This window comes from Streptomyces sp. NPDC057099 (assembly GCF_042671245.1).
GTDB classification, from domain to species: domain Bacteria; phylum Actinomycetota; class Actinomycetes; order Streptomycetales; family Streptomycetaceae; genus Streptomyces; species Streptomyces purpurascens.
In genome coordinates this window covers 1-25,140 of sequence record NZ_JBHUTX010000012.1, presented here as the reverse complement: position 1 = coordinate 25,140, position 25,140 = coordinate 1, and the positions used below count along the sequence as shown (strand labels likewise).

Here is a 25,140-nt window from a genome sequence, read left to right as displayed (position 1 = left end):
AACTCACCTGCGGAGTAGCTCTCAAGTACTACGGGTATGCCCCGGGGCCCACCCAGGGGTCCCGCCAGGACGGCCCCTCACCAGGCCAGTTGCTCGATCTCCTGAGCCACCACGGCGCACGCGTCCGCCGCCGGGTCGATGAGCGGGAAGTGACCCACGTCCTCCAGCAGCGTCACCCCCACCATCTCCCCGGCCTTCGCCGCCGCCTCCGCGTACGACTCGGCGACCATCTGCGGCACATCGAGGTCGGCGCGCCCCTGGACGAGGGTGGTGGCGATGCCGGTGGGCAGCAGCAGCGCCGGGTCCGCGTACGGCTGCCGCTCGGCGAAGTGCTCGTCCCCGCCGAGGAGTTGGCGTACGGCATTCCCGCACACGTCCAGCTTGTCGGCGACCGCGAAGTCCGCGATCGGCGCGAGGGCGACCACGCCCCGGAGCGCGGCCGAACCGCCGCTGCGCCAGGGTGAGTCGGCCGGCAGGACGTGGCGGGCCGCGCCCCACAGCGCGAGGTGCCCGCCCGCCGAGTGGCCGGTGAGGACCGTACGGCGCGGGTCGGCCTGCGGCAGCAGTTCCCGTACCAGCGCCGGGAGGGCGTCCAGCGCGGCGGCCACGTCGTCGAAGGTGTCGGGCCAGCGGCCCGCGAGGGAGTCTTCGTCACCGCCGCGCCGGTACTCGGCACTGGCCACGGCCAATCCGCGGCGGGCGAGGAAGTCCGCGAAGGGGCTGATGTGACGCCGGTCGTAGGGCGCCCGCCAGGCACCGCCGTGCAGCACGAGGACGACCGGGGCGGGCCCGCCCGGTCCGGCCTCCGTACGCGGGGCGTAGAAGTCGATCACCTGGTCGGGGTGGTCGCCGTAGGCGGCGGTGGCGTCGGGGCCGACGGGCTCGTGGGAGAACGCCGACTTCTCCTCGGCAGCGGCCCGTGCTGCTGCGACGTCGTCCGTCATGCTCCAACCTTCCAGCGAAACGTACGGGCGGACCAGTGAGAAGTCGGCCGTTGGCCGGGACGGTACCAGGCAGGTGACATGCGCGGGCACGTGGATGTCACGCTGGGTGAAGATGGGGCGGTTCAGCCGTTTCCTTGCGTCTGAGGCGAGTTGCCGACGAACGGCTGGGAAACGAACGGCCCCCGCGGCGGCAGGGGCCGTTCGTCAGGGACCGTCCGTCACGGTCGGCTCACGCGAGGGACAGCGTCTCCGCCAGCACCCGTGCCGCCCGCTCCACGTCGGCGAAGCCCACGTACAGCGGCGTGAACCCGAAGCGCAGCACGTCCGGCGCCCGGAAGTCGCCGACCACACCCCGCTCGATCAGCCGTTTCATCACCTCGCCGGCGTCGTCACAGCGCAGGGCGATCTGGCTGCCCCGCTCCACGTGCGCCACCGGCGTCAGGCACTCGACCCTGCCCTCGGGCACGTACTCCGCCACGCACTCGAGGAAGAAGTCCGTCAGCGCGAGGGACTTGGCCCGCACCGCCTCGACCGATACCCCGTCCCACACCTCCAGGGCCGCCTCCAGGGCGAGCATGGAGAGGATGTCGGGCGTGCCGACCCGGCCGCGCAGTGCACCGGAGGCCGGTTCGTAGGCGCCGCGCATCCCGAACGGCTCGGTGTGGGAGTTCCAGCCGGGCAGCGGGGAGTCGAACCGGTCCTGCAGCTCCCGACGTACGTACAGGTACGCCGGTGAACCCGGGCCGCCGTTCAGGTACTTGTAGGTGCAGCCGACGGCCAGGTCCACCCCGTGCTCGTCGAGCCCGACCGGCAGGGCGCCCGCACTGTGGCACAGGTCCCAGACGGCGAGCGCGCCCGCCTCGTGCACGGCGGCCGTCAGCGCCGGCAGGTCGTGCAGCCGGCCGGTGCGGTAGTCGACGTGGTTGAGGAGGACGGCGGCGGTACGGCCGGACAGCGCGCCCGGCACCTCCGCGGGTGTCACCGGCCGCAGGGTGCGGCCGGTCATCCGCGCCGCCGACTCCGCGATGTACCCGTCGGTCGGGAAGGTCGTGGCGTCGACGAGGATCTCGTCGCGGTCGTCCCCGGCGAGGCGCACGGCCCCCACAAGTGCCTTGAAAACATTGACACTTGTCGAGTCTCCGACCACGATCTGCCCGGGGGCCGCCCCGACCAGCGGGGCGATCCGGTCACCGATCCGCTCGGGCGCCGTCCACCAGCCGCTCTCCTCCCAGGACCGGATGCGCAGCTCGCCCCACTGACGCCGTACGACGTCCTCGACCCGCCCGGGCACGACGGCCGGCAGCGCGCCCAGCGAATTGCCGTCCAGATACACGACCTCGTCGAGGACGAACCCGTCCCGCTTGCCGCGCAGTTCGTCGGCGGCGTCCAGCTTCTCCGCCCTCATCACGAGTTCAGACATAGGACCGCGCCGTCCACAGCTCGGGGAAGACGTTCTTCTGCGCCCGCTTCTCCAGCCAGGCCACCCCGGCGGAGCCGCCCGTGCCGGTCTTGGAGCCCATCGCGCGGCGGGTGGCGACCAGATGGTCGTTGCGCCACCGCCACACCAGCTCGGCGACATCGCTCAGCGCCTCGCCCAGCCGGGCGAGTTCGGCACCCTGGTCACCGGAGTACACGGCCGTCCAGGCCGCCTCCACCTCCGGCGACGGTTCGTAGCGCTTCGCCACGTCCCGCCCCAGCACGGCCTCCGGGACGTCGTACCCGCGCCGCGCGAGCAGCCGTACGACCTCGTCGTACAGGCTCGGCTCGTGCAGCGCCTTCTCCAGCTCGGCGTGCACGCGCGGGGCGCCCCGGTGCGGGACGAGCATGGACGCGGACTTCTCGCCGAGCAGGAACTCCATCCGCCGGTACATCGCCGACTGGAAGCCGGAGCCCTCGCCGAGGGCGCTGCGGTACGAGTTGAACTGGGCGGGCGTGAGCTGGGCGAGCGGCCTCCAGGAGGCGTTGAGCGCCTCCAGCTCGCGCACGGACCGCTTGAGGGCGGCGGTCGCGGTGGGGATGTCGTCACCGCGCAGTGCGCGGGCCGCCGTCTCCCACTCGTGGACGATGACGGTGAACCACAGCTCCATCACCTGGGTCGTCACCAGGAAGACCATCTCTCCGGGGTCGTCCGAGAGGGTGTGCTGGAGGTGGGTGAGCACGTCCGCCTTGACGTAGTCCTCGTACGGCGTCGTGCCTTGGAAATCGAGATGCGGGGTCTCGGGCTCGTGAGCCTCGTGGGACATCGCTGTCTCCTGCAGATAACTCCGGGTAGCGGTCCGCCCCTGCCGAATTCCGGCACGGGGGCCCCGGTCCCCACGGGCATACTCCGCAATAATCCCCCGGAACCGCAAGGCCCGCCCGCTGACCGGACGGGCCTCGCGTACACGGACCGCTGTCAGCCCAGGACCTGCGCCGCCGTCGGCGAGGAGTCCTTGAGGAACTGGGAGCAGCGCTCGTACTCCTCCTGCTCGCCGATCGTCTGCGCGGCGCGGGCGAGGGCGTGCAGGGCACGCAGGAAGCCGCGGTTCGGCTCGTGCTCCCACGGCACCGGGCCGTGGCCCTTCCAGCCGCTGCGGCGCAGGGCGTCCAGGCCGCGGTGGTAGCCCGTACGGGCGTACGCGTACGACTCCACGGCCGCGCCCCGCTCGAACGCCTCGTCGGCGAGCTGCGCCCAGGCGAGCGAGGAGGTGGGGTGCGCGGCGGCGACGTCGACCGGCGCGGTACCCGAAGCGAGCAGTTCCCGTGGCCCGGGGTCATCGGGGAGGTGGGTCGGGGGCGGACCCCCGAGAAGGTTCTCGTGAATGGACATGAGGTCAAGTCTGCGCCATCACGACAGCCGCGGCGCAGCGGGCGGGGGTACGGGCCGGACGGCCGCTACGACAGCCGCTTGCGTACCGGCTCCCCCTCCAGCGGAGGCGACGTGACGCCCCCGAACGTCCGGCACTCCGGCCGCTTGCAGTCCGGCGGCGGCCTCCGTACGAACGCGAACGCGATCACCGCCCCCACGACCAGCGCCCCCGCGCACCACCCCATGGCCTTGCCGAACGCCGCGTCGAAAGCGGCCGGCTCCCGGTACGCCTCCTCCCCCATCCCCGCCAGCAGCGGCAGCGCCGCCACCGCCACCAGGCCCGCCGCCCGGGCCGCCGCGTTGTTGATGCCGCTGGCCAGCCCGGCCCGCACGACGCTCACCGAGCCCAGCACCGTCGCCGTCAGCGGCGCCACCAGCATGACCAGGCCCAGCCCGAGCACCACCAGCGCCGGCAGCACATCGGCCCAGTAGGACGCACCCGGCCCCACCCGCAGCATCAGCAGCATCCCGACGGCACACAGCAGCGGCCCCACCGTGAGCGGCGGACGCGGCCCGATCCGGTCGGCCAGCTCCCCGGACCGCGCCGACAGCAGCAGCATCATCACGGTCGTCGGCAGCAGCGCCGTACCGGCCCCGAGGGCGGAGTAGCCCACGACGACCTGGAGCTGAAGGGCCGCGAGGAAGAAGAACCCGCCGAGGGCCGCGTACACACACAGGGTGACGATGTTGATCACCGTGAACTGGCGGGAGGAGAAGATGTCCGGCGGCATCATCGGCTCGGGCCTGCGCCGCTCGACGACCACGAACGCGACGGCCGCGGCCACTCCGGCCACCGCCGAGAGGGCCACCACCCAGCCGCCCTCACCGGCCTCGATCAGCGCGTACGTCAACAGCGCCAGCGCCACCGCGCCCAGCACGGCCCCCAGCACGTCGAACCGGCCACGGGCCCCCTCTCCGCCCGACTCGGGGACATGACGCAGCGCCACCGGCACGCACACCAGCGCCAGCGGCACGTTCAGCAGGAACACCCACCGCCAGCCCGGCCCGTCCACCAGCCAGCCGCCGACGAACGGCCCGATCGCCGCGCCGACCCCGCCGAAGCCGGACCACAGCCCCACCGCCCTGCCCCGGTCGTCGGGGTGGAAGGACGCCTGGATCAGCGCCAGCGACCCCGGCGTCAGCAGGGCGCCGCCCACCCCCTGCAGGGCCCGCGCGGCGATCAACGCCCCCGCGTTCGGCGCGATCCCGCACAGCAGGGACGCCACCGCGAACCACACCACTCCGACGACGAACACCTTCCGGCGCCCGAAACGGTCCCCCAGCGCCCCGCCCAGCAGGATCAGCCCCGCCAGCGTGACCATGTACGCGTTGACCGTCCATTGCAGGGCGGACAGGTTCGCGTCGAGATCACGGCCGATGCGCGGCAGCGCGACATTGACGACGGTCGAGTCCAGCAGGGCCATGCTGGAGCCGAGGACGGTGGTGAACAGGATCCACTTGCCCTGGGGCGAGGCCATGCGGACATCGGGCATGCAGGGAGCATACGGAAGAGCCCGGCACCACAGGAGGTGCCGGGCTCAAGCCGTGAAAACCGGACTTACTTGATCTTCGTGCCGGTGGAGCGCAGGTTGCCGCAGGCCTCGAGGACGCGCTTGGCCATGGACGCCTCGGCCAGCTTGCCCCAGGTGCGCGGGTCGTAGGTCTTCTTGGAGCCGACCTCGCCGTCGACCTTCAGGACACCGTCGTAGTTGCGGAGCATGTGGTCCGCGACCGGGCGGGTGAAGGCGTACTGGGTGTCCGTGTCGAGGTTCATCTTCACGACGCCGTTGTCCAGCGCGGTGGCGATCTCCTCGGCGGTGGAGCCGGAGCCGCCGTGGAAGACGAAGTCGAAGGGACCGGGGGCGGCGGCCTTGCCGAACTTGGCGGCGACGCCCTCGTTCAGCTCCTTCAGCAGCTCGGGACGGAGGACGACGTTGCCCGGCTTGTACACGCCGTGCACGTTGCCGAAGGACGCGGCCAGCAGGTAGCGGCCCTTCTCGCCCAGGCCCAGGGCCTCGACCGTGCGGATCGCGTCGTCGACCGTGGTGTAGAGGGAGTCGTTGATCTCGTGCGAGACACCGTCCTCCTCGCCACCGGTCGGGGTGATCTCCACCTCGAGGATGATCTTGGCGGCGCGGGCGAGCTCCAGCAGCTCCTGCGCGATGGAGAGGTTGTCGGCCAGGGTCTCGGCGGAGCCGTCCCACATGTGGGACTGGAACAGCGGGTTCAGACCGGCCTCGACGCGCTTCTGGGAGAGCGCCAGCAGCGGACGTACGTACCCGTCGAGCTTGTCCTTCGGGCAGTGGTCCGTGTGCAGGGCGATGTTCACCGGGTACTTCTCGGCGACGATGTGCGCGAACTCGGCCAGAGCGACCGAACCGGTCACCATGTCCTTGCTGTACTGACCGCCCAGGAACTCGGCGCCACCCGTGGAGATCTGGACGATGCCGTCGCTCTCCGCCTCAGCGAAACCGCGCAGGGCCGCGTGCAGGGTCTGGGTGGAGGTCACGTTGATGGCCGGGTAGGCGAACTTTCCTGCCTTCGCCCGGTCCAGCATCTCGTTGTAGACCTCGGGAGTTGCGATGGGCATGCGTCCGCTCCTTGTATCTGCGGGTTGGCGTACTGCGTTCTTTACGGCCCTGACCTAGACCTTGGGATGCGACGTCATCGTCGGCCCCATCTTTCCAGACTTGGCCGGAAGGTCCAGGCCACCGTCCACGCCGTGGTCAGTCCAGCCCGAGCTCGTCCTTCGAGAAGGCGAAGAGGTACGGCACCCCGGCCCCCTCCTGGATCTTCTCCGCGGCGCCGGTCGCCCGGTCGACGATCGTCGCGACGGCCACGACCTCGGCCCCGGCCTCGCGCACGGCCTCGACGGCGGTGAGCGGGGAGCCGCCGGTGGTGGAGGTATCCTCGACGACCAGCACGCGGCGGCCGGCGATGTCCGGGCCCTCGACGCGGCGCTGCAGGCCGTGCGCCTTCGCGGCCTTGCGGACGACGAAGGCGTCCAGGCGCTTCCCGCGCGCGGCGGCGGCGTGCAGCATGGCGGCGGCGACGGGGTCGGCGCCCATGGTGAGCCCGCCGACGGCGTCGAAGTCCAGCTCGGCGGTCAGGTCCAGCAGCACCTGCCCGACCAGCGGCGCGGCCTCGCCGTCCAGCGTGACGCGGCGCAGGTCGACGTAGTAGTCGGCCTCCAGACCCGACGACAGGGTCACCTTGCCGTGCACCACGGCCTTGTCCTTGATCTGCTGCAGCAGCGCGCCGCGTGTGTCCGTCATGGCGCCCAGCTTAGGGGTCCTTTCACTATGAGCGTCCGATCAGGTCGCGTGGTCTGGTGCCGTGCATCGCAAGGCGCCGGAGAGCCCTCGTAGCGGAGCTACTAGGGCTCTTCGGCAACGCGGCGAGGTGCGGTGCCAGGCCGCGCGACCCGGGCGCTCATGGTGAAAGGACCCCTCAAAGGCGGCGCCAGGTCCAGGTCGTGGTGGCCTCCAGCGGCTCCAGGGGCGTGACCAGGCGCGGCAGGGTGTTGAGGCCGTTGGGCGGGCCGGTCTGCGGCTCCACGCACACGGCGGCCTCCTGCTCGTCGTAGACGACGACCCACTCCTCGCGGCTCGCCACCTTCAGCTCCAGCTGCCCGGGCCAGGTCAGGGTGACGTCGACGCCGCCGGGCATCCCGAAGCAGTCGTCCCAGGGGCCGGGCTTCGGGTCGAGGCGGTTGCCGGTGGGCAGGTGGTCGTCGCCGCGCTCCTCCTGCCAGGCGGGGTCGAAGTCGAGCTGTACGTCCTGAGCGCCTTCGCCGCCGAGGTTGCGGTTGAACCAGGGGTGCCAGCCGATCTGCGCCGGGAAGGACGAGTCGTAGGTCTCGACGGACATGGTGAGCGTCAGCGCGTCCTCGGCGAGGGCGACGACCTGGGTGACGCGGCCCGGGTGGGGCCAGGGGTCGACGAGCTCGTACGTGAGGACGGCCTCGTCCGTGCTCGTGCGGGCGGTGCGCCAGGCGTGGTCGCGGACGGTGCCGTGGATGGCGTGGGGCGGGGCGTTGAGCGGCATCTGCCTTACGGCGGCGCCGTCCAGGAACCGGCCGTCCCGGACCCGGCCGCACCACGGCACCATCGGGAAGCAGCCGAACCGCTCCCCCTGCCGCAGCATCTGCACGCCGCCGATCCGCAGCCCTCCGACCCGGCCGCCGTTGCCCGGCTGCACGGTCACCTCCGCGTCGCCCGCGGTCAGCGTGATGTCTTCGTCACTCACGGGACGACCCTACTGCGGTGATCAAGAGGACCTCACGCGATACGGGGCGTTTCAGCGGCGTCGGCGCAGGGCCCGGACCGCCACGATGGCCGACGCCACCGCGAGCGCCGCGGCGGGCGCCGCCCAGCGCAGCGGTGCCGGGGGCGACACGGTCTGCGGCGCGGGCACCGGCGCGTACCGCCCACGCGGCGGGGCGTGATCGACCTCCTCGGCACTACGCCCGATCATCGTCCGCCGCGCATGCGCCGCCTCGGCGATGGACTCGGCGTCCTCATCCCCTTCAGCGGCCCGCCCGCCGGGGGCCGACGGCGGAACGGCGGGGGGTTCGGGGGCGGGGGGCTGGCCGTCTGGCGCCGGGGCAGGGGGCTGGTCATCGGGGGCCGGTGTGGAGCTCTCGTCGGCCGAACCGGAGGCGGGGCCCTGGCCGCCGGGGGCGGAGGCAGCGCCCTCGCCGCCAGAGCCGGAGGCCGAGCTCTCGCCACCGGAGCCAGAGGCAGGGCTCTCGCCGCCAGAGCCGGAAGCCGAGCTCTCGCCACCGGAGCCAGAGGCAGGGCTCTCGCCGCCAGAGCCGGAAGCCGTACCCTCGTCGGCCGTCGCCGTGCCCCCGTCGGCAGACGCCGCCGTGTCCTTGTCGGCCCTGGCCGGAGGCACGGCCTCGTCATCCGCGTCCGGGGTCGTTTCGTGGTCGGTTGTCGCCCGGGGTTCGAAGTCCTGGGTGGCGAGGGACGTGGTCGTTTCCGGTGCGGTGTCGGCCAGGTGTTCCGCGAAGCGGTGCAGGAGCCGGACGACGGCGCCCTCGACCGCGTCGGCCGGCAGGTCCTTGATCCGCCCGTCCGCGGAGGCCGTGCCGTCGAACACGAGGGTGCAGCCGTCCTCCGCCTCCCGCAGGGAGATCCGCAGGGCGAGCTCGACCGAGCCGCTGCCGCGCGACTCCTCCGCCTCGCCCTCCACGGCATACGCCCCGTCGTCCCGCCGGGAGACCCGTACGGCACCCCGGTAGGTGACGGAGTGACTGCCGACCCGGATCTTCAGCCGCCCGGTGACGGGCTCGGCGCCGGCGTCCTGCTGGAGCCCGGGAACCACCCGGGCGACCCGCGCGGGGTCGTCCAGCACCTCCCTCAGCCGCTCGGCCGGAACCGGAACGAACACCTCGTGCTCCATGTCGACGGACTCTACCCAGCACAGGCGAAAACGCACCCCCACCTCCGGAATTCGCTCCGCATACGGGTCCGCCCGGCGTATCCTGCGCCGCCCCGCCCCGGCTCCCTCAGTACCGCGGATGCACCAGCGTCGAAGCGGGCAGCCCGGCGATCCGCGTCCCCCGCGCCGCCCGCGCCCCCGCCGCCAGGGACGCGTCCGTGAGGATCCGCGGGCGCGGACCGTCCGGATCGAGGCGTGGCCGCGGGTCCGTGCGGGCGGCCAGGACGAATCCCCAGTCCCGGGGCGCCCGGGAGCGGTCGGCGGGGGTGCGGTCGGGGCCGACGGCGAAACCGGCGCGGCGTCCCTCCATGCCGTAGGGGGCGGTACGGAAGCCCGCCGCGCGCACCGTCGCGTCCACCGTCCAGTACACCCGAGGCCCCGCCGCGACCGGCCCGGCATGCACCACGAGCCGCCCGCCGGGGGCCAGCACGCGCCGCGCGAGCCCGTAGAACTCCTGCGAGTACAGCTTCGTACTCGCCGTGATCCCCGGGTCGGGCAGATCCGAGACGACCACGTCGTACGCCGCCGGGGGCGCCCCGCGCAGCCAGCCGAAGGCGTCCTGGACCGTCACCTGCACCCGCGGGTCGCCGTACGCGTGCCGGTTCAGCGCGGACAGGCCCGGGTCGGTGCGGGCCAGCCGTACGACCTCGGCGTCGAGTTCGACGATGTCGACCCGGTCCACTCCGGGGTGGCGCAGCACCTCGCGGGCCGCCAGGCCGTCCCCGCCGCCGAGGATCAGCACGCGCGCGTGCGTCCCGGTCATCGCGGGGTGGACGAGGGCCTCGTGGTAGCGGAGTTCGTCGCGTCCGCTGACCCGGAGCCGGCCGTCGAGGAAGAGGGCGAGCGGCCGGCCGTGCGTGCCGCCGGCGAGGACGACCTCCTGGACGCCGGTCTGGAGCGCGACGCGGACGTCCCTGCCGTACATCGCCTGCCGGGCGGCCCGCTCGAAGTCGTCGACGAGGACGGCGGCCGAGGCGAGGATCGCGAGCACGAGCCCGTTGACGAGCAGCAGCAGCCAGCGGGCGCGCCGGGTCAGATCCCGGCGGAACAGCCCGAGCACCAGCGCCCCGCCGACGACCGCGTTGACGGCGCCGGTGAGCAGCGCGCCGGTGAGCTGGCCGAGGAACGGCAGCAGGAGGAAGGGGAAGGCGAGGCCGCCGACCAGGGCGCCGACGTAGTCCGCGGCGAACAGGTCGGCCACCGCGCCGCCCGCGTCCTGGCGGCGGATGCGCTGGATCAGCTCCATCAGCAGCGGGACCTCGGCGCCGATGAGCAGCCCGGTCGCGAGGGAGAAGGCGACCAGGAGGCAGCGGGGGCCGCTCGCCCACATGCCGCCCCAGTCGCCCGTCCAGGCGAACACGGCGTACAGGGCCATCGCGCTGCATCCGCCGACGAGCGCGAGCGTGGCCTCGACGGCGCCGAAACCGGCCGCGGCGAGCCCGCGCAGCCGCTTCGCGGCGAGGGAGCCGATGCCCATCGCGAAGACCATGACGGACAGCACGACCGATGCCTGTGTGACCGAGTCGCCCATCAAGTAGGAGGCGAGGGCGAGGAGTTCGAGTTCGTACACGAGTCCGCAGGCCGCACAGACGAACACGCCCGCGAGGACCAGGAACCGTCCGGTGCCCGGCCGGACGGGCAGCCGTGCCGGGCCGCCGGGGCCGCCCGGGGCGCTCCTGGGCGGCGGGGAACCGGGCGGGGCGGGCGCGTGCGGCTCGATCACGCTGCGACGTTACGTCACGCCTCGACTGCGGTTCGTCACCCACACGTGTGGTGCTGGTTTACGGAGGCCCCATATCGGTACGAGATGCGGTTCACCATCGGTACGAGATGCGGTTCGCCGCGTGCGGTGCCGCCGGTTCAGTTGGCGGAGACCGTCGCCGGCATCCGTACGCCGACTCTCGTACGGGTCGCCACCAACTGGCCGTCCTGCGGATACGCGTGCCAGGTCCGCCAGTGCACCTGTCCCTCGTGGTGCTGGGCCAGCAGTGCCGTGAAGGCGTGCGGGCTGCCGGGGAAGACGCCCGCGAGGCCGTGCGGATGGTCGGAGACGAGGGCCAGCAACTCCTGGGCGCGGCCTTCGAAGGAGCCGGGCGAGAGGACCTCGACCCGGGCCGCGAACTCGTACTCCCAGTCGCCCACCCGCTTGGCGACGCCCAGCGGAAGCGGGGTGCTGCTGCCCGGAATGCACGCCACCGTCTCCGAGCAGATGCCCCGCTCCTCCTCCAGCAGGACCTGGTGGGACGCGCCGAGGAGTCGCAACTGCATCTTCGCGCCCGTCAGTTCGAGGTCCAGTGCGGCCAGTGCGGGAAGCGGCTCGCGCCCCAGCGCCCAGGCGAGATCGGCCGCGCGCGTGTCGGTGTAGGAGGTCTTCAGGGTCGTGAGCATGGATCGGCTCCGCAAGCACACAAGGAGAGGGAGATGGGTCCGCCGCGCCCCGGTCGCACCGGGGGGTTTCGGCCCGGATCAACCCGGTCGGCCGGTTTCTGGAAGGTGTCCGCAGAGCGTCCGAGGGGCTGCGTTGGTGGTTTAGAGGGAATCATGAACTGTGGTGCCGCCACAGCGTTTTTACCCAAGTTCGTAGGGTTTCCATCCCCCAGAGGGCTCTACAGCTCAATTGTTCAACTACGGCGTGCGCCGGCGCCGGGGAGGCGTGCGCCGGTGCGCCGGGGCCGCCGCCCGGAGCCGGGACGGACGGGTGCCCGAACTCGGAAGGGGCCCGCGAGATGCCCCTTTGACAAGCGCAGTTGCCGGAGTCACGCCCGAGTACGCCGTCCCATGGACGCAGTTGTCCTACAGACATGTGAAGTTGTCTGAGACCTCGCACAGTTGCCCGACAGACGTTCGACGCATCCGCCGGACGGGAAACGCGGGGCCCGCCTCAGCTGCGGACCCCGCGTTCGGTGGGTGCGTCTCCCCCCGTGGGGAGGGCCTGTGGGACTGCCGTCAGCTGCCTCCGCCGCCGCAGCCACCGCCACCACCGCCCCCACCGCAGGAGGACCCGCCTCCGCAGGACGAGCCGCTGCTGCAGGACGAACCGCCGGACGAGCCGGAGTCTCCCCCGCCGGCCCACCAGCTGCCGCCGCCGCTCGCCGAACCGGAGGACCCCCACGTCCCGCGACGCGCCGTCCGCCCGGAACCGCCCCTGCGGACCCCGGACACCAGCGCCGCGATCAGGATGACTGCGAACACCGCCAGGATGATGCCGATAACCATGGCGTCACCCTCCTTTCGTTTCCCCCGAAGCGGCCCCCCGTGGGCGCCTCGCTCTTGCGTGAACAGGGGATGCCCGGCACCCGCACGACCCAAAGCAGAGTTGAGGAAGTCCAGAGCTTCGGCGCAGGATGACCGGCATGACCTCCAGCGCGCGCCCCCTCCTCAATCGCCGGCTCGCCGAGTTCGGGACGACGATCTTCGCCGAGATGTCCGCCCTGGCCCTGAGCACCGGCGCCATCAACCTCGGCCAGGGCTTCCCCGACACCGACGGCCCCGAGGAGGTCAGGGAGGCGGCCGTACGGGCGCTGCGGGACGGCCGGGGCAACCAGTACCCGCCGGGCCCCGGCGTCCCCGAGCTGCGTGCCGCCATCGCCGCCCATCAGCAGCGGTACTACGGCCTGTCCTACGACCCCGACACGGAGGTCCTGGTCACCGCCGGGGCCACGGAGGCCATCGCGGCCTCGCTGCTGGCCCTGGTGGAGCCCGGCGACGAGGTGATCGCCCTGGAGCCGTACTACGACTCCTACGCGGCGTGCATCGCGATGGCGGGCGGGCGCCGGGTGCCGGTCACCCTCCGCGCGCACGAGGACGAGGGCCGCTTCCGCCTCGACCTCGACGAGCTGCGCGACGCCGTCACCGACCGCACCCGCCTGCTGCTGATCAACACCCCGCACAACCCCACCGGCACGGTCCTCACCCGCGAGGAGCTGGCCGCGATCGCCGAGCTGGCGGTGGAGCGCGATCTGCTCGTGGTGACGGACGAGGTGTACGAGCACCTGGTCTTCGACGAGGCCGAGCACGTGCCGCTGGCGACGTTCCCGGGGATGCGCGAGCGCACGGTGACCATTTCGAGCAGCGGCAAGACGTTCTCGTTCACCGGCTGGAAGGTCGGCTGGGTGACGGCGGCCCCGGAACTGGTCACGGCCGTCCGATCGGCGAAGCAGTACCTGACGTACGTCTCGGCGGGCCCGTTCCAGTACGCGATCGCCGAGGCGCTCGGTCTGCCGGACTCGTACTTCGACGGCCTCCGTACCGACCTGCGGCGCAAGCGTGACCTGCTCGGGGACGGCCTGCGGGCGGCCGGGTTCAAGGTCTACCAGCCCCAGGGCACGTACTTCATCACCACCGGCATCACCCCCTTCGGCGAGAAGGACGCCTACGCCTTCTGCCGCGCCCTCCCCCAGCGCTGCGGCGTCGTCGCCATCCCCAACTCGGTCTTCTACGACAACGCCGACGCCGGCCGCGGCCAGGTCCGCTTCGCCTTCTGCAAGAGGGACGACGTTCTCCACGAGGCCGCCGTTCGGCTGCGGCGCCTGGCTTCGTGACATCACCTTCCCCTGCCGGGTCGCCGGCGGCCCTGACGCGGCGCCCCGCCCGAAGCGCGCCCGCATGACCGGGTAACAGGTTCTTCAAAGGTTCTTCATCACCTCCGGCCTACGGTCGGGCTGCCCGCCGCGCCCGCGGTCGGGCCCGACAGGAGGCGGGAGAACCGATGAGGACGAACCGGGTGCTGATGGCCATGGTGACGGCGTCGGTCATGGCGATCACCCTGGCCGGCTGCGGCGGCGAGGGCGACGCTCCGAAGGTCCCGACGGCCGACGGCGACAACGCGTCCTCGGCGTCCGGCACGACGGCCGCCCCGGGCGGTGGCGACGACGTGTCCGCGTACGTGAACGCCCAGCGCGAGTGGGTGAAATGCCTGCGGAAGAACGGGGTCGACGCCCCCGACCCGGACGCCAAGGGGCAGGTCGACTTCGGCGACAACGCGGCGCTGAAGAAGGACACGAAGTTCCTGAACGCCTCCGAGAAGTGCGCCTCGCTCGTGGCGGCCGTCCCCGAGAGCCTCGAGAAGGCCAACCAGCCCAAGCTCACCCCCGAGCAGATCAAGGTCAAGCGGGACTACGCCGACTGCATGCAGAAGAAGGGCGCCCCCGACTTCCCCGACCCCGGCCCCGACGGGACCGCGCAGGGCTCCGAGTGGGACCAGACGTCGGCGGGAGCCAAGCGTGCCACCCGTGTCTGCGCTCCGATCATCGGCGACCCGGCGGACCAGCCCGCGGGCAAGGGCTGACGATGACGGAGACGGTCACGCAGACCGATCACGAGCGCGGGGCGGCTCCCGCGCCGCCGCCGCGCGGACGGCGCGGCCGGCGTACGGTCCTGGTGGCCTCGGCTCTGGTCGTCGTGGCGGCGGTCGCCGTGGTCGGTGCGCTGGGCCTCGGCGGAGGCGGGGCGGAGGACGACTCCCCCGCCCCGCCCCGCTCGGGCTCCACCGTCCCGGTCACCCGGGCGACACTGACCGAACGCACCACGGTGGACGGCCGGTTGGGCTACGGAACCGAGATACCGCTGCCGGTCAAGTCGACGGGCACCGTGACCTGGCTGCCCACGGACGGCAGGACGGTGCAGCGCGGCGGCACTCTGCTGCGCGTCGACGACCGGCCGGTGGTGCTGCTGTACGGGACGCTGCCGATGTACCGGGACCTGGGCCTGACCACGGGCACCGGACAGGGCACCCCGCAAGACGCCGGGAACACGGAGGACGCACAGGGCAAGGGGGACGCCCAGGGCACGGGGAACCAGGGCCTCACGGACGACACCTCCAAGGCCCCGGCTCCCTCCGGATCGCCGACGCCGGGCGGCGCCGGGGCAGGAGGGACAGGAGGGACGAGGAGCACGCTGCGCGGGATGGACGTCCTGCAGTTCGAGAGCAATCTCGCCGCTCTCGGCTACACCGGCTTCACGGTCGACGAGGAGTTCACCGACGTCACCGCCCGCGCGGTCAAGCGCTGGCAGCAATCCCTCGGGCTTCCGCAGACCGGCACGGTCGGTGTCGGGGACGTCGTCTACTCCGCCGGCAAGGTGCGGATCGGCCACGCGGGTGTCCGGCTCGGTTCGGCGGTCACCGAGGACGTCCTCACGTACACCGGTACGTCCCGGAAGGTCGTCGTCAACGCCTCGGCGGCGGAGGATTCCTGGGCCGTGCGCGGCGCCGCCGTCACGATCGGGCTGCCCGACGGGACATCGGTGAAGGGCGAGGTGGCCTCGGTGGGGAAGAAGGCGACCGACCCCGAGGAGGGAGGCGGGGAGGGCGGCTCCGGGGCACCGACGGTTCCGGTGACCATCACCGTCAAGGACCAGAAATCCGTGGGAAGGCTGGAGAGCGCGCCGGTCACCGTCGAGTACGTGGGGCGGGAACGGGCGGACGTCCTCACCGTCCCGGTCGCCGCCCTGGTCGCGCTTGCCGAGGGCGGCCACGGCCTGGAGACCGCGGACGGCCGGTTCGTCGCGGTGAAGACCGGGCTCTTCGCGGACGGCCGGGTGGAAGTGAGCGGAAGCGCGGTGCGCGAGGGCATGAAGGTGAGGATCCCCGAGTGAGCGCGGCGTCGGCGGTCGTGGAGTTCGACGGGGTCTCCAAGACGTACCCCGGTGGTGTGGCGGCGGTACGGGACGTGACCTTACGCATCGGGCGCGGCGAACTCGTCGCGGTCGTCGGCCCGTCGGGCTCGGGCAAGTCCAGCATGCTGAACCTCATGGGCAGCCTCGACCGGCCCTCCGCCGGGCGGGTGCTGGTCGACGGCCACGACGTGGCGAAGCTGACGGACCGTGAGGTATCGGCACTGCGGGCCACCCGGATCGGCTTCGTCTTCCAGCAGTTCCATCTGGCGGTAGGGGTTCCGGTCCTGGACTCCGTGGCCGACGGGCTGCTGTACGCCGGGGTACCGCTGCGCCGCCGCCGGGCCGGGGCGGCGGTGGCGCTGGAACGAGTCGGCCTCAGCCACCGCGTCCACCACCTCCCGCACCAGCTGTCCGGTGGCGAGCGCCAGCGGGTGGCGGTGGCCCGGGCGGTGATCGGCGAACCGGCGGTCCTGCTGGCGGATGAACCGACCGGCAACCTGGACTCCGCTTCCGGGCAGGCCGTACTCGGTCTGCTGCACGAGCTGCACGCCGCCGGGACCACCGTCGTGATCATCACCCACGACCGGGAGATCGCGGCCGGGCTGCCCCGCCGCATCGAGATGCGCGACGGCCGCGTGGTGGCGGACACCACGACCGTGGCGGACACCACGACCGCGGACGCGCCGAGTGAGGCGGTCCGATGACCGACGGTACGACGAACGGCCTCCCCATGGACGACGCCCCGCCCACCCCGCCGTCCGGCCCCCGCCGGCGCACCGGACGTGGCCGCGGACGGGCGAGCGGTGCCGTCGCCGGCACGGACGGCGGGCTGCGGGCCGCCCGCCTCGGCCCCCAGGACATCGTGCGACTCGGCGGGACCGGGCTGCGGACCCGTCCCCTGCGGGTCTTCCTCTCCGCGCTCGGGATCGCGATCGGCGTCGCCGCCATGATCGCGGTGGTCGGGATCTCCGGCTCCGGCCGGTCGGAGGTGGACCGCCGGCTCGACGCGCTCGGCACCAACCTGCTGCGGGTCGCCCCCGGCGACGCGCTCGACGGCACCGAGGCCAAGCTGCCCCACGAGGCCGTCGCGATGATCGGCCGCATCCCGCCCGTGCGGCAGGTCGCCGCCACCGGCGCGACCGCCGCCCACATCTACCGCAATGAGCACATCGCCATCGGCCGCACCGGCTCCCTGGAGGTCCTCGCGGCCGACAGGGACCTGCTGCCGGCGGTCGGCGGCCACGTTCGCCGAGGCCGCTGGCTGGATTCCGCGACCGAGAAGTACCCGGCGGTCGTACTCGGCTCCACGGCCGCGCGGCGGCTCGACGTGTACACGCCGGGGACCCGGGTCTGGCTCGGCGGCCGCTGGTTCTCCCTCGTCGGCGTCCTCGATCCCGTACCGCTCGCGCCGGAGCTCGACAGCGCGGCGCTGGTCGGCTGGCCGGCGGCCCGGACGTACCTGCGCTTCGACGGCCATCCGTCCACGGTCTACGTCCGCGCCGAGGACAGCCAGGTCGCGGAGGTACGGGCCGTGCTGCCGGCCACGGCGTACCCGGAGAAACCGGGCCAGGTCAGCGTCTCCCGGCCCTCCGACGCGCTCGCCGCCCGCGAGGCCACCGAGTCGGCGCTGGCCGGGCTGCTGCTCGGCCTCGGCGGCGTGGCCCTGCTCGTCGGTGGCGTGGGGGTCGGCAACACGATGGTCATCTCGGTCCTGGAGCGGCGCCCGGAGATCGGCCTGCGCCGGGCACTGGGGGCGACCCGCGGCCAGATCAGGACCCAGTTCGTGACGGAGTCGCTGCTGCTGTCGCTCATCGGCGGCCTCGGGGGGACGGTGCTGGGGACCGCGATCACGGCGGCCTACGCCCTCAGCCGCGAGTGGCCGACGGTCGTCCCGGTGTGGGCGAGTGCGGCGGGGATCGGCTGCACCCTCGTCATCGGCATGATCGCCGGACTGTATCCGGCGGTACGGGCGAGCCGGCTGTCACCGACGGAGGCCCTGTCCGGCTCCTGAACGGGTCAGGGGCGGCCTCGGTGAGACCGCCCCTGACGCACTATGAGTCCGGCCTGCTCAGCCCTCCCGCGGGAGTGCCGGCGGGCGTACTAGAAGCCGCAGTAAGTGAGGCTGCCGCCGTCGCTCAGCAGGTCGTCGCGGACCCAGCCGGTCGTACCGGTGGTGTCGTTCCGGAGGTACGTCCAGGTCTCGCTGGTGTTCCCGATGCGCGTGTAGCAGTGGTAGTCGAGGCGGTGGGTGTTGTAGGCGATGCCGTTGCTGGCACAGTTGGTGCTGGATCCGCTTCTCTCGTTGGCGCCGCTGGCCGTCCTGTTCCAGGCGCTGCTGTCCAGGTCGGAGGCGGTCCTGCCGCAGGACGCGGCCGCGGTGGCCGGGGTGGAGAGGGCGAGCGGGACGGCCATGGCCACCGCCGCAAGGGCAGGTACGACAGCCGCGAGTCGACGCTTCATTTCTGTACCCCCATGAATCCATTTTCTGTTGGCACTGCTTCCCCCGTGCACCGTGTGGCACCTGAGCAAAACAGTCACCACTGCATCAATCGGTGTGCAAATGGCGTCAGTACAATCGCAGTCCCGAAAATCCTGAAGAAAGAATTCCGCCCGCAACTGTCCGATTTCTGTCGACAGGGGACCGAAAATGCCAGGAGCGACAATGCGCCACTCTGCGGCCCTTTTGGCCACTCGATGAGCTTCCGGCTCCGGGTACTCGGCCTGCTGATGCTGGTCGCGATGACCGCCACCGCCGCCACCGCCTGGCTGACCCTGCGTCAGGCGAACCGCCAGGTCCAGGAGAGTGTCACCGCGGGACGGCAGGAGGTCTCCCGGATCACCGGCGAGCTCCGCGCGTACGGGGTCGCGCACGCCACCTGGGAGGGCCTCCCGCCGACGGTGAGCCGCCTGGCAAAGGACACCGGCCAGCGCATCCGGGTCGCCACCGAGAACGGCGTCCTGCTCGCCGATTCCGACGCGCTCCAGGGCCGTGCCCCCCGCCCGGTGAGCAGCCAGCCGGCGGTGCTGGTCGACCCGCGTCCCCTCCTGCGGATCCCCGCGGGACAGTTACCGCGGACCTCGATGAAACTGACGGCGACAGCGATCGCCCAGTACCGCGCCGAAGCGGCGTACGCGGCCTGTCTGACCCGGGCGGGGGCCGAGGTGACGGCCCGGCCGGACGACACCGGCGTGCCGCGGATCCGCACAGAGCGCCGGCCGGAACAGTGCGCGGAGCCGACAGGCGAACCGGACCCGCGGACTGCGCGGGACCTGGAGGCGATCAGGACATGCGAGTCCGAGCAGCAGTTCATCGCCTGTCTGCAGCGGGTGTTCAACGAACGCGTGGGCTCCGCCGCCCCGCCACGCCTGGAGATCCGTCTCGGCGTCCGGGACGAGTCCCCGCCCACCCTGGCCGCGGCACCCACGGTGGCCGTCGCCGGCGGCGTCGCCCTCGCCGCCGTGCTCGGCGCCCTGCTCCTGAGCCGGGCCGTGCTGCGCCCGGTCCGTGCCATGACCCTGGCCGCCGGGGGGCTGGGCGAGGGAGACCTGGGGCGGCGGGTCCCCGTCTCCGGCCGGGACGAGATCGCCCAACTCGGCCGTGCCTTCAACCGGATGGCGGACTCCATACAGGCCGGCGAGGAACGCCAGCGCCGCCTCACCGGTGACATCGCCCACGAGCTGCGCACCCCGCTGGCCAATCTGCGCGGCTATCTGGAGGCCCTGCGGGACGGGATCGTCGAACCGACCCCCGAGCTGCTCGACTCCCTCCACGAGGAGGCACTGCTGCAGCAGCGGATCGTGGACGACCTGCAGGTTCTCGCGCTGGCCGAGGCCGGTGCGCTCACCTACCACCGCACGCGCGTCGACCTGCGCGAGCTCCTCGAAGCCGCCGGCACGGCCCACCGCGCCCAGGCCGACGCGGCGGGTGTCGCGCTGAGGCTGGATGCGCCGCAGCCTGTGTACGTCATCGCCGACGCCGACCGTGTACGTCAGGTCGTCGGCAATCTGGTCGGCAACGCCCTGAGGGCCACGGCACCGGGCGGCACGGTGACACTCGCCCTGGTCCGGAGCGGCGATCTCGCGATCATTCAGGTGCGGGACACCGGCAAGGGCATACCCGCCGAGGACCTGCCGCATCTCTTCAACCGCTTCTGGCGAGCGGACGCGGCACGGGGCCGCGCCACCGGAGGGAGTGGCCTGGGGCTGTCCATCGCCCGCCAGATCGTGACCGATCACCAGGGGACCATCGACGTGGAGAGCGCCGTCGGCGTCGGCACCACCTTCACCGTCGCGCTCTCCACGGCCCGGCCGCGGGCCGACGCCGGCTGATCGACCCCGGTCAGGATCCCGGGAGCGCCCGGGTGGGGGCCGAGCCGTCCAGCAGGCGATACCCCCGGCCGTACACGGTCTCCAGATGGCGTGGCCGGGCCGGGTCGTCCCCCAGCTTCCGGCGCAGGTTGCGGACATGGGCGTCCACCGTGCGCTCGAGTACATCGCTGTCGTAGCCGAAGGCGCACTCGATGATCTGGGTCCGGGTGAACACCCGCCCCGGCTGGCGGGCCAGAGCCTCCAGGATCGAGAACTCCTTGGAGGTCAGCGCCACCGGACGGCCCGCCACCCGGACCTCGAAGCGGGCGGTGTCCAGTTCGACCGCACCGACCCGCAGCACCTCGCTCCCGGCCGCGCCGCCCTTCCTGGAGCGCCGCAGCAGCGCCCGTACCCGCGCGGTGAGTTCGCGGGGACTGTAGGGCTTGGTGAGGTAGTCGTCGGCCCCCAGATCGAGGCCGAGAAGCATGTCCTCCTCGGTGCTGCGGGCGGTCAGCAGCAGAATCGGCACCTCGGAGGCCTCGGCACGCAGAATGCGGCATACGTCAAGGCCGTCGACGAGCGGCAGCATCACATCGAGAACGATGAGATCCAGCCCCGTCGAACGCGCCCGTTCCAGCGCCGCCCTGCCGTCGGCCACGACCTGCACGGCGTTGCCTTCCCGTTCCAGATAAATCCGGATGAGACGAGATTGTTTTTCGTCGTCTTCGGCGACCAGGATGCGCGCGCTCAACGATTCTCCTCAGCGAGGCCCGGCACGATTCCATCACCGTTGATACCAACGCACCCCCGGAATTCCCACCTCCGGGAAACTCCCGGGCGTCAGGCCGGGCGGATCGCGCCCTTGATCGCCGACTGGCCGGCGAAGAACACCGACTCCTCACGGATGAGCGCTCCGGGACCCGGGGCGTGGATCATCATGCCGTCGCCGCTCCAGATGCCGACGTGACCGAGGTCGTCGTGGAAGAAGACCAGGTCTCCGACCTGGGCGTCAGCGAGCGAGACCTGCGTTCCCGCTCCCCACTGGGCCTGCGTGGTCCGGGGAAGCATGACGCCGGCGGCCTTCCACGCGGCCTGGGTGAGACCGGGGGCGTCGTACGATCCCGGCCCGACCGCGCCCCATACGCAGGGCCTGCCGGTCTGCGCCCGGGCGAAGTCGATCACCCGCTCGGCGCGGGTGCGGTGGCCGCTGTCCGGCGACAGCCACGATCCACCGTAGGCGCCGGGTGGGAACGCGGCGGAGAGGGCGGGTGCGGCGGCCGGCTCGGTGAGTACCGCCGGAGCAGGAGCGCTCGGGGCAGATGCCGGGGCGTCCGGCAGGCCGGCGTCATAAAGGGCGGTGGTCAGGCCGGCCGGTGCAGCGGGGGTGTGGCGAGCGGCGGGATCGGACGTGTAGTGCGGGGTGGGAGCGAAGGTGTGGTCAGGAGTGGGAGCGGCTGACAGAACCGCGGGATACGTCGCGGTCGCACCGGTCGCCGGACCGGCACCGTAGGTCAGCGTCCCGGTCGCCGGACCGGCACCGTAAATCTCCGTCCCGGTCGCAGGACCGGCACCGTACGCCTCCGTCCCGGTCGCCGGGAGATCCACCTGGAGGGTGCCTGCGGCGGGCCCCTGGACGGTGGGCAGCGTCACGGTGGGCAGCGGGCCGGACAGCGGGTCGGGCTCCGGGGCAGGCGCCTGCCCGACGGGCTCGTACAGCGGCCACGCCGCCGCGTCGCCGCCGAGGACCGGTAGCGCGTCACCGGGCCCGGCGCTCTCGTCCCGCCGGGACTCGCCCGGCAGAGCCGGTGCGACACGCTGGGCGGGGATCTCCGGGAGGGCTCCGGTGGCTGGTGACTGAGCTGTTCCGCCGGTCAGCTCCCGGGCAACACTCTTGGGCGCTTCGAGGGCGAGGGGTTCCGCGGGACGTTCCGCAGGGCGCACGGGTCGTACGGACTCGGGTGCGCGGTCGGGACGGACCGGCGACCTCCGGTCCGGCAGCGTCGCCGGCAGGGTCGGGCCCGATGTGGCCCGGGCGGAGGCGAACCACTTCCGGGCGAAGGTCACGGCCGCGGGCTCCGTGTCCTCCTGGGACCGGCCACCGGTGGCGGCCACGTTCCTCTGGCGCGGGATCGAAGCGGCCCGGGTCGCGTTGTACCTACCCGTGTCGCTCTCGGCCCGGTCGTAGAGCCTGTTGACCCACCGCCGGACCTCGTCAGGGCTCGGGCCCTCGCTCTCACTCGCCAACGAGGGCGCTCCTTCCGTCCAAGCGGGCGAGACCACCTGCCTACCGGTAGAAGTCGCGCGCGCAGTGGTCAACTTAGCAAACTTGTGAACCTTTAGTGAAGATCGATCACTGGCGAGGTCAGGAGGATCGCGACGGCGAGAGCGGCGCCGACGCCGTGACGGACGCGGCGAGGAAGGCGGTGGAGCGGGAGACGGGCATCGGATGTGCGCCGCTGAGAAAAGGCGTACGGCGCGTACAGCACGTACCTGTCCTGCTCGTACGCGCCGACGCGCCGCTGGGGCGAGGCCTCGCTGGGCCTACTCTTCGTCTTCGGGCTTCTCCGCCTCGTTGATCTCCTCCTCGAGCCCGAGCTGCTCGATGAGCCACTTGTCGAACTCGATCGCCGCGCGCACCCAGCTGACCGTCGAGGAGACGAAGTGCTCCAGGCTGACACCCATGCCGATCAGCATCTGGGCCTCGCCGATGAGGCGGACCGTGCCGTCGTCGTGGGTGTGGCTGTAGACCTTGGGCCACAGCGTGCGGCGGTTCCAGTCGTCGATCGACTCCAGGATCTGCGGCTTCGCCTCGATCTCATGGGGCCGGTCGTAGAACGTCCGCACGGAGAAGACCTGCTGGTCTCCCTCACCCCGGAACATGAAGTAGGTGCGGAACTGCTCCCACGGCGCCGCGAGGTCTCCCTCGTCGTCGACGACGTACTTGAGCTCCATCTGGTCGAGGAGCTGCTTCACGAGGTCCTGATCCGGGACGACGGGGCCGGCCGGGCCGCCGGGCTGCGGCTCGGGCTGGCCCCCGAAGTTCGGAATCGAGGACGGGTCGATGGTCACCGTGAATTTCCCTTCGTACGGATTCCGCCATCCTCCCCCATCCGGGGAGGGGGGTGGCAAGCCCGGACCGGCCCCATCAGCCGTCGGCTGACAGGATCCGGCCGGTCGGGGGAAGCACCGGGTACCCACCGGAGCCTTCACACGACTGTCAGGCGCGACGGACCTCGAAGATGTCGACCTTGTTGTTCCAGTTCCCGCCGCCCGGGTAGTCGAGGTTGGTGAAGTTCGACCAGCCGCCCGGCGGGTCGAGCCGCCGGACCCGGTCCGCGACGGGCCAGGAGCGCAGGTCGGTGATCTTCGCGTCGCCGTAGTTGATCGAGTAACGGCCGACCCAGTAGTAGACGGCGCTCAGCTTGTCCCGGCAGCCCCACTCCTTGAGGTCCTTCTCCCCGTCGGAGAACAGCCGCAGGAGCTTGCCCTTGTAGCCGACCTTCATATAGAGGCACCAGTAGTCGGCGACGCACCGGGAGGGCGGCGCGGCGGCCGCGCTGGGCCCGGCGGGAGCGGCGGCGTTGGCCTTCAGCGTCTCCTCGCGGATGTCGGCGGGCAGCTCGGGGTCGGCCAGCGCCTCGGCGTCCGAGTCGTAGCAGTGCACCTCACCGCTGGGCAGCTCGGTGCAGCTGTCGGCGCCCTCCCACGAATCGGCGAGGTTGATCTTCTTCCCGTTGTACTCGGCGATCACGGGGTTCGCCGGCGCTTCGTCCGCCGGTGTGGCGGTGACCGACGGCTCGGCGGTGGGCTCCTCGGCCGCGTGCACCACCGTGCCGCTGGTGAGCACGAGCACGGTGGCCGAGGCGGTGGCCACGAGGGCGGCCGTCAGCGATCTGCGTATCACGTCTGTCCTCCGGGACGGGGTCGTGGCGGGGTGAAGGGTGTCGCCGGTCAGCCGTGGACCAGCTTGGTGCCCTCGAGCTCCTGGGTGATGGCACCCTTGCCGTCGCCCTCGATGTCGTAGACGACCGTGGCGTCCGACGACCACCACAGCTCACCGTCGTAGACGACGGACGGAGCGACGCAGGTGTTCTCGGGGGAGTCGTAGGACCACTGGTAGTGGTCGTTGACGACCGCGGTCATGTCGCAGGTCTTCTTGGTCCTGACCTCGTCGGTCCCGGACGTGCCGAGGCGCGACTCGATCCGCGTCGTGATCTTGAAGCTGGTGAACCGCGTCGAGCCGTCGATCACCTGGTCGACGCCGAGCTGCCAGTAGACGACCGACTTCCCGGTCATGTTGCCGTTGGACGTCGTGTTCGCCCCGGTGTTCTCCACGTAGTAGGTCGTCTGCGGCTTCTGGCCGGGGAAGACGACGTCGAACTGGGACGAGGCCGTCCAGGCGGCGGCCGGGCCGGCGAACAGCACGCCGATCGCGAGGGCGGACGAGGCGAGACCGGCTGCGGTCAGAGTCTTGCGCATGGGCATTCCTTCTGGCTGGGGCTGAGGTGGGGACCCGAGAGGGCAGTGGAGTGCAGTGCGGGGCTGGTCGCCTGTGCCGCTGTGGCGGCGCGTGCCGCGACGGCTCCCCGTCAGCGCACGGGCGGCGGCCTGAAGTCGCGCAGAATGGCGCGCAGGGATGCGTGCACCCGTGAAATCCCCCGTGAATTCCCCCGTGAATGGTCAACGCACCAGGCGGGACTGGTCAGGTCCACATCACTGGCAGCCAGGTCACTCTAGGCACAGCGGCAACACGCCGACAGAGGGCCGAGATGACGTGGCCGAGAAGCGCTCCACGAGCGGAAGCGGCCACCGAATACGGAAGACCGTTCGAATCCTGCCCGGAAGGTGCGACGTTGCCGTGAAGCGGAGGGCGCGGAGTGCGCGGGGGTGACCCCGAGTTGGCCGAATACTTCGTATGCCTACGCCCCCGCCCCGTCCCAGGAAGTGCCCACATGACCCCCACCCCGCCCCCGCCCT

24 protein-coding genes are annotated in these 25,140 nt (G+C 72.1%); 6 read left to right on the top strand and 18 right to left on the bottom strand.

Features of this window, described 5'->3' with window-relative positions:
- Positions 1–77 precede the first annotated feature (77 nt).
- The 12 genes from ACFT4A_RS17990 to ACFT4A_RS17935 form a co-directional block, all read right to left on the bottom strand.
- Positions 78–944: an alpha/beta hydrolase gene (locus ACFT4A_RS17990; RefSeq protein WP_382831143.1), complete on the bottom strand. Its 867-nt coding sequence runs from the start codon at positions 942–944 to the stop codon at positions 78–80.
- A 229-nt stretch (positions 945–1,173) separates the two neighbouring features.
- A complete protein-coding gene (kynU, locus tag ACFT4A_RS17985; protein ID WP_382831141.1) occupies positions 1,174–2,364 on the bottom strand; it encodes a kynureninase in 1,191 nt (396 codons plus the stop codon).
- Positions 2,357–3,187, bottom strand: a complete 831-nt coding sequence (locus ACFT4A_RS17980) for a tryptophan 2,3-dioxygenase family protein (RefSeq protein WP_382831138.1) — start codon at positions 3,185–3,187, stop codon at positions 2,357–2,359. The genes kynU and ACFT4A_RS17980 overlap by 8 nt, the downstream gene beginning before the upstream one ends.
- 152 nt (positions 3,188–3,339) lie before the next feature.
- Entirely contained in the window at positions 3,340–3,753 is a 414-nt protein-coding gene (locus tag ACFT4A_RS17975) for a DUF3151 domain-containing protein (RefSeq protein ID WP_184594398.1), read from the bottom strand.
- Positions 3,754–3,818: 65 nt separating this feature from the next.
- Positions 3,819–5,285 (bottom strand): MFS transporter, encoded by a 1,467-nt coding sequence (locus tag ACFT4A_RS17970; RefSeq protein ID WP_382831135.1) that lies wholly within the window; start codon positions 5,283–5,285, stop codon positions 3,819–3,821.
- Between the two features lie 65 nt (positions 5,286–5,350).
- Complete coding sequence (gene fbaA / locus ACFT4A_RS17965; RefSeq protein ID WP_382831132.1) at positions 5,351–6,382, bottom strand: class II fructose-bisphosphate aldolase; 1,032 nt, start codon at positions 6,380–6,382, stop codon at positions 5,351–5,353.
- 136 nt (positions 6,383–6,518) lie between these two features.
- Complete coding sequence (pyrE, locus tag ACFT4A_RS17960; RefSeq protein ID WP_030245666.1) at positions 6,519–7,067, bottom strand: orotate phosphoribosyltransferase; 549 nt, start codon at positions 7,065–7,067, stop codon at positions 6,519–6,521.
- Between the two features lie 175 nt (positions 7,068–7,242).
- Positions 7,243–8,040: an aldose 1-epimerase gene (locus ACFT4A_RS17955; protein ID WP_382831129.1), complete on the bottom strand. Its 798-nt coding sequence runs from the start codon at positions 8,038–8,040 to the stop codon at positions 7,243–7,245.
- Between the two features lie 51 nt (positions 8,041–8,091).
- Positions 8,092–9,201, bottom strand: a complete 1,110-nt coding sequence (locus ACFT4A_RS17950; protein ID WP_382831127.1) for an SRPBCC family protein — start codon at positions 9,199–9,201, stop codon at positions 8,092–8,094.
- Positions 9,202–9,307: 106 nt separating this feature from the next.
- Positions 9,308–10,963, bottom strand: coding sequence for a polyamine aminopropyltransferase (locus ACFT4A_RS17945; protein WP_382831125.1), 1,656 nt, complete (start codon positions 10,961–10,963; stop codon positions 9,308–9,310).
- Between the two features lie 137 nt (positions 10,964–11,100).
- Positions 11,101–11,628, bottom strand: coding sequence for a DUF2617 family protein (locus ACFT4A_RS17940; protein ID WP_382831122.1), 528 nt, complete (start codon positions 11,626–11,628; stop codon positions 11,101–11,103).
- A 558-nt stretch (positions 11,629–12,186) separates the two neighbouring features.
- A complete protein-coding gene (locus ACFT4A_RS17935; protein WP_382831120.1) occupies positions 12,187–12,456 on the bottom strand; it encodes a hypothetical protein in 270 nt (89 codons plus the stop codon).
- 128 nt (positions 12,457–12,584) lie between these two features.
- Here ACFT4A_RS17935 and ACFT4A_RS17930 point away from each other — a divergent pair, with 128 nt between their 5' ends.
- The 5 genes from ACFT4A_RS17930 to ACFT4A_RS17910 all read left to right on the top strand — a co-directional run bounded on the left by ACFT4A_RS17930 (position 12,585) and on the right by ACFT4A_RS17910 (position 17,866).
- Positions 12,585–13,781 (top strand): pyridoxal phosphate-dependent aminotransferase, encoded by a 1,197-nt coding sequence (locus ACFT4A_RS17930; RefSeq protein WP_382831119.1) that lies wholly within the window; start codon positions 12,585–12,587, stop codon positions 13,779–13,781.
- A gap of 167 nt (positions 13,782–13,948) precedes the next feature.
- Positions 13,949–14,527 carry a hypothetical protein gene (locus tag ACFT4A_RS17925; RefSeq protein WP_382831116.1) on the top strand — a complete coding sequence of 193 codons (579 nt, stop codon included), beginning with the start codon at positions 13,949–13,951 and terminating at the stop codon, positions 14,525–14,527.
- Positions 14,528–14,529: 2 nt separating this feature from the next.
- The gene (locus ACFT4A_RS17920; RefSeq protein ID WP_382831113.1) at positions 14,530–15,834 is read left to right on the top strand and encodes a peptidoglycan-binding protein; all 1,305 of its coding nucleotides are present in this window, start codon (positions 14,530–14,532) and stop codon (positions 15,832–15,834) included.
- Positions 15,831–16,559: an ABC transporter ATP-binding protein gene (locus ACFT4A_RS17915; protein WP_382831112.1), complete on the top strand. Its 729-nt coding sequence runs from the start codon at positions 15,831–15,833 to the stop codon at positions 16,557–16,559. The genes ACFT4A_RS17920 and ACFT4A_RS17915 overlap by 4 nt, the downstream gene beginning before the upstream one ends.
- Positions 16,556–17,866: an ABC transporter permease gene (locus tag ACFT4A_RS17910; protein WP_382831109.1), complete on the top strand. Its 1,311-nt coding sequence runs from the start codon at positions 16,556–16,558 to the stop codon at positions 17,864–17,866. Before ACFT4A_RS17915 ends, ACFT4A_RS17910 begins: the two co-directional genes overlap by 4 nt.
- 89 nt (positions 17,867–17,955) lie before the next feature.
- Here ACFT4A_RS17910 and ACFT4A_RS17905 read toward each other — a convergent pair whose 3' ends face one another.
- Positions 17,956–18,315 carry an SH3 domain-containing protein gene (locus ACFT4A_RS17905; protein WP_382831106.1) on the bottom strand — a complete coding sequence of 120 codons (360 nt, stop codon included), beginning with the start codon at positions 18,313–18,315 and terminating at the stop codon, positions 17,956–17,958.
- A 234-nt stretch (positions 18,316–18,549) separates the two neighbouring features.
- Here ACFT4A_RS17905 and ACFT4A_RS17900 point away from each other — a divergent pair, with 234 nt between their 5' ends.
- A complete protein-coding gene (locus ACFT4A_RS17900) occupies positions 18,550–20,184 on the top strand; it encodes a sensor histidine kinase (protein ID WP_382831104.1) in 1,635 nt (544 codons plus the stop codon).
- Positions 20,185–20,194: 10 nt separating this feature from the next.
- Here the strand turns inward: ACFT4A_RS17900 and ACFT4A_RS17895 are convergent, their stop codons facing one another.
- From ACFT4A_RS17895 to ACFT4A_RS17875, 5 genes are all read right to left on the bottom strand, one after another.
- Entirely contained in the window at positions 20,195–20,914 is a 720-nt protein-coding gene (locus tag ACFT4A_RS17895) for a response regulator transcription factor (protein ID WP_382831101.1), read from the bottom strand.
- Between the two features lie 89 nt (positions 20,915–21,003).
- Positions 21,004–22,407 carry an NlpC/P60 family protein gene (locus ACFT4A_RS17890; protein ID WP_382831098.1) on the bottom strand — a complete coding sequence of 468 codons (1,404 nt, stop codon included), beginning with the start codon at positions 22,405–22,407 and terminating at the stop codon, positions 21,004–21,006.
- Between the two features lie 297 nt (positions 22,408–22,704).
- Entirely contained in the window at positions 22,705–23,232 is a 528-nt protein-coding gene (locus tag ACFT4A_RS17885; RefSeq protein WP_031142427.1) for a YbjN domain-containing protein, read from the bottom strand.
- Between the two features lie 148 nt (positions 23,233–23,380).
- Positions 23,381–24,067 (bottom strand): hypothetical protein, encoded by a 687-nt coding sequence (locus tag ACFT4A_RS17880; RefSeq protein WP_382831095.1) that lies wholly within the window; start codon positions 24,065–24,067, stop codon positions 23,381–23,383.
- 47 nt (positions 24,068–24,114) lie between these two features.
- Positions 24,115–24,642, bottom strand: a complete 528-nt coding sequence (locus tag ACFT4A_RS17875) for a hypothetical protein (RefSeq protein WP_382831093.1) — start codon at positions 24,640–24,642, stop codon at positions 24,115–24,117.
- Positions 24,643–25,140 lie beyond the last annotated feature (498 nt).